We start from the raw sequence: 4,381 nt of genomic DNA on the forward strand, positions 1-4,381 counted from the left end.
GGAGGAGGTCGTCCCGCGCGGCGTGGCTCCCGGCGGGCGGGCCGGCGCGGCGGCGCAACTCGGACCACTCGGACCACCCTGGCCACTCTGACCACCGCCGGGGCGACCCTCGTGGTGAGCGGCATCCTGGCTCTGGTGAACGCGGGCGCCGCGCAGGCCGGTGGAGCGACCTGGGCGAACTGCCCGGGCGGGCAGGCGACGGAGGTTGGTGTGCCGGCGGCGGCCGGAGAGCCGAACAGACCCGCGACGTATCTCGACGCCGGTTTCTACGTCCATGTCGCCTCGTTGTGGCCGCCGGCCACGGCATCGCTGTGCCGGACCGGTCCAGGCCGGGGTGAGGAGGCCGGCGAGCCGATCTTCAGGTTCGGGCACCTGGGCTGCCCCGGCGGCGACGCGACCTTCGGCGTGCGCAGGCCCGCGATGCTGGGCCGGGCGAGCGCCGACGTCCCGTCGGCGACCTGGGGAACCTACCTGCCGGCCGGCTGGTACAGCCTGGACGATCTGAGTGACCCATCGTGGACGTCGGTTTGCTGGTCGTCCAGGAGACGCTGACCGATCCCGGCCGGCGAAGCGCCGATTCCGGGCGAAGCGCCGATTCCGGTCAACCGGATTGACCGGATTAACCGGAATCGGCGCGGGAGGGCTGGACGATCAGTAGCGGTAGTGGTCGGCCTTGTACGGACCCTCGACGGGCACGCCGATGTAGTCCGCCTGCTGCTTGGTCAGCTGGGTGAGCTTCACGCCCAGCGCGTCGAGGTGCAGCCGGGCGACCTTCTCGTCGAGGTGCTTGGGTAGCACGTACACCCCGAGGGGGTAGTTTTCGGTCTTCGTGAACAGCTCGATCTGCGCGATCACCTGGTTGGTGAAGCTGTTCGACATCACGAAGCTCGGATGCCCGGTAGCGCAACCGAGGTTCATCAGCCGGCCCTCGGCCAGCACGATGATCGAGTGGCCGTCCGGGAACACCCACTCGTCGACCTGCGGCTTGATGTTGATCTTCTTGATGCCGGGGGTCCTGGCCAGGCCGGCCATGTCGATCTCGTTGTCGAAGTGCCCGATGTTCGACACGATCGCCTGGTGCTTCATCGCCGCCATGTGCTCGGCGTGGATGATGTTGAAGTTGCCGGTCGTGGTGACGAAGATGTCCGCCGTCGCGACGACGTCCTCCAGGGTGGTGACCTGGAAACCATCCATCGCGGCCTGCAGGGCGCAGATCGGGTCGATCTCGGTGACGATCACCCGGGCTCCCTGGCCGCGCAGCGCGTCCGCGCAGCCCTTGCCGACGTCACCGTAGCCGCACACCACGGCGACCTTGCCGCCGATGAGCACGTCGGTGGCGCGGTTGAGACCGTCGATGACGGAGTGGCGGCAGCCGTACTTGTTGTCGAACTTCGACTTCGTCACCGAGTCGTTGACGTTGATCGCCGGGAATGCCAGCGTGCCGGCCTTCGCCATCTCATAGAGACGGTGCACGCCGGTCGTGGTCTCCTCGGTGACGCCCTTGATGTTCTTCGCGGTCTCGGTCCACCGGCCCGGCTTCTCCGCGATGGTGCGGCGCAGGGTCTCCAGGACGATCGCGTACTCCTCGCCGTCCGCGGTGTCCGTCGCGGGGACCGCGCCGGCCGCCTCGAACTGGGCGCCCTTGTGGACGAGCAGGGTCGCGTCGCCGCCGTCGTCGAGGATCATGTTCGGGGTGCCGCCGCCCGGCCAGGCCAGCGCCTGGTCCGTGCACCACCAGTACTCCTCGAGGGTCTCGCCCTTCCAGGCGAAGACCGGCACGCCCCGCGGGTCGTCCTTGCTGCCGTTCGGCCCGACGACGACGGCGGCGGCCGCGTGGTCCTGGGTGGAGAAGATGTTGCAGGAGACCCAACGGACGTCGGCGCCGAGCGATACCAAGGTCTCGATCAGCACCGCGGTCTGAATTGTCATGTGCAGGGAGCCCATAATGCGGGCGCCCCTGAGGGGCTGGCTGGCCGCGTATTCCGCCCGGGTGGCCATGAGGCCGGGCATCTCGTGCTCGGCAAGCCGGATCTCCTTGCGGCCGAACTCGGCCAGTGCGAGATCCGCGACCTTGAACTCGAAACTCATGCCCTCTCCTTCGACGCTCGGGCGGCTGCCGAGCCTATACGGCGGATGTCTCGTCCTGGTTTCCACCCGCCATCGGCTGTGGCCGTGATGCGCCGGCCTTGGAACGGGTTTCTTGAGCGTCCCACATGTCGCCGCGTTGACGAAGACCCGGTCCGGTCCTGTCGCCGACCGCCGGACCCGGGTCGGCCTGGCGTGGCTGGTGCACCCAGCCGCGCTCGTCCGCCCAGATCAACAGGGGTGGGAGGACGACCAGCGCGGACAGCAGGGCGACGGCGACGTTGAGGGCAACCAGCAGACCGAAGTCGCGCAGCAGCGGCAGGGAGCTGAAGGCCAGGACGGCGACCCCGATCACGGCGGCGAGCGCGGAGACCACGAAGGCGCGTCCGGTGCGGGCCGCGGTCTGGTCGACGGCCTCCTTCGGCGTCAGGCCGCGTCGACGCTCCGCCAGGTGGCGAAGCACGAGCAGGGTGGTGAACTCGCTGCCCAGCGCGATGACGAGCGGGCCGCCGACCGCGGTGAGCGGGCTGAGGTCGACGCCGGCCAGCCAGGCGATCATGGAGCTGAGCCCGACCGCGATCAGCACCGGCACCAGCGACAGGACCGCCCGGACGATGCTGCGGTGCCAGACCAGCAGCATGAGCAGGACGCCGACCAGCGCGAAGTAGGTCAGCTGGGTCCGGTTCTTCGTGAAGTTCTCCAGCAGCCCGGTGCCGACCACGGCGAGGCCCGACGGGGTGGCGCGTACCCCTTGCGGCGGATGGACCGTGTCCCGGATGTCGTCGACGATCGCGGCCCGCCGTTCCAACGAGCCCGATCCGGTGCGGAAGACGAGGTTGAGCGCGTTGTGGGCCAGGTTCACCGTGGCGCGCTGGATGTCAGGCGGCGCCGCGGCGTAGCCGAGCCGGATGTCCTGACCCGTCGGCAGGACGACCGTCGTGTTCGGCACCTCCATCATGAAGCTGATGGTCGTGACGAGGCTCGACGCGGTCAGCAGGTCGGCCGGGTCCTTCGCGAGCCGGGTGTTCGCGAACTCGGCGAGGAAGGAGACGGTGGCGTCGTCGAAGACGTTCGGCGACTGGACGTAAATGCCCAGCTCGCTGGCGGATCCGGTGCTCGCGCGCAGCGTGTTGATGTTCTTGATGACCTGACTCTGCTGGTCGACCCATTTCTCCGGATCGGTCTGGATCTTCAGCGTGCCGTCGGTGACGATCCCGACGGCGAAGACCGCGACGGACACGACGGCGAGCGGGACCGCGGTGATCCGTGGCAGGGATCCCAGGGTGATCACCATCCGACCCAGCGGGCCGTGGGTGTAGTCCTTCGGGGGGTCGGCCGGCGACGTTCCCGCAGGCCCAACGAGGCGGTGAGAAGCAGGATCGTGGCGATGACGATCACCGGCAGGCCCAGGGCGAGCAGCGTGCCGAAGTCCCGGATCATCGGGACGTCGCTGAACTCCAGCGCGAGGAAGGACAGCACCGCGGCGACGGTGGCGGCGCTCAGCGCGGGCAGCAGCCCGGCCAGGGCCGCGATGACGGGATGGCCGGCCCGGGCCAGCTGGGCCTCCTCCTCCACCCGGCTGTGGAGCTGGACGGCGAAGTCGATGCCGACGCCGAGCAGCACCGGCAGACCGGAGATGGTCACTACCGACAGTGGGATGCCCGCGTAGCCGGCGAGGCCGAACGCCCAGATGAGGCCGACGGCGACGACGCCGAGTGGGAGCAGCCGCCAGCGCACCGCGAAGGCGACGAGCAGCAGGCCGGCCATCAGCGCCAGGGAGATGCCCCCGAGGGTGGCGAACCCGCCGCGCAGGTAGTCGTTGAGGTCGCGGAGCAGCGCGGGCGCCCCGGTCGACGTTGTCGTCGCATTATCGAATATGCGTTCGGATACGGCCTTCTCGACCAGGGTCGCGGCCTGGCCCTCGGTCGTGAGGGAGGCGTTGCCCCGCAGTCGGGTGACCATCTGGCTGGTGGATTCGGTCGGGAAGAATGGCTTGATCGACTTGCGGATGGCACCCGTGTTGTCGCGGAGCAGGAAGGAGACCCATGCCGGGTTGTCGTAGACCCGCTCGGCTACCGGGATCGCCTGCATCCGCTGCAGGGTCGTGATGGAGTCGGCGAGGCGCCGCTGGGCGGAGGCCGGATCCGGGTCGCGGCGCTGGGCGCCGAGCAGGATCTTCCCGGCGGGGCTGTTGACGGGATTGCCGTCCGGGCTCGTGACCAGGTTGTTCGTGAACTCCAGCGCCGCGAGCGGGGTGATCACCGATTCGATCCGGTCATCGGCGTCGAGGCTGGCC

2 protein-coding genes and 1 pseudogene are annotated in these 4,381 nt (G+C 69.3%); 1 reads left to right on the plus strand and 2 read right to left on the minus strand.

Translation table 11 applies throughout. The features are described from left to right. Window positions 1-552: hypothetical protein (locus tag AC08OU_RS22935; RefSeq protein ID WP_476605775.1), on the plus strand; the 552-nt coding region annotated here is incomplete at its 5' end. A gap of 99 nt (window positions 553-651) precedes the next feature. Here the strand turns inward: AC08OU_RS22935 and ahcY are convergent. After that, window positions 652-2,088 (minus strand): adenosylhomocysteinase, encoded by a 1,437-nt coding sequence (gene ahcY / locus AC08OU_RS22940; protein ID WP_476602098.1) that lies wholly within the window; start codon window positions 2,086-2,088, stop codon window positions 652-654. 34 nt (window positions 2,089-2,122) lie between these two features. Further along, window positions 2,123-4,381, minus strand: a pseudogene (locus AC08OU_RS22945) (efflux RND transporter permease subunit); the annotation flags it as partial.

It is taken from the genome of Frankia sp. CcMO1 (assembly GCF_977945845.1).

Coding starts and splice junctions, on each gene's coding strand:
- ahcY (WP_476602098.1), bottom strand. CDS start 2,088: ATGAGTTTCGAGTTCAAGGTCGCGGATCTCGCACTGGCCGAGTTCGGC.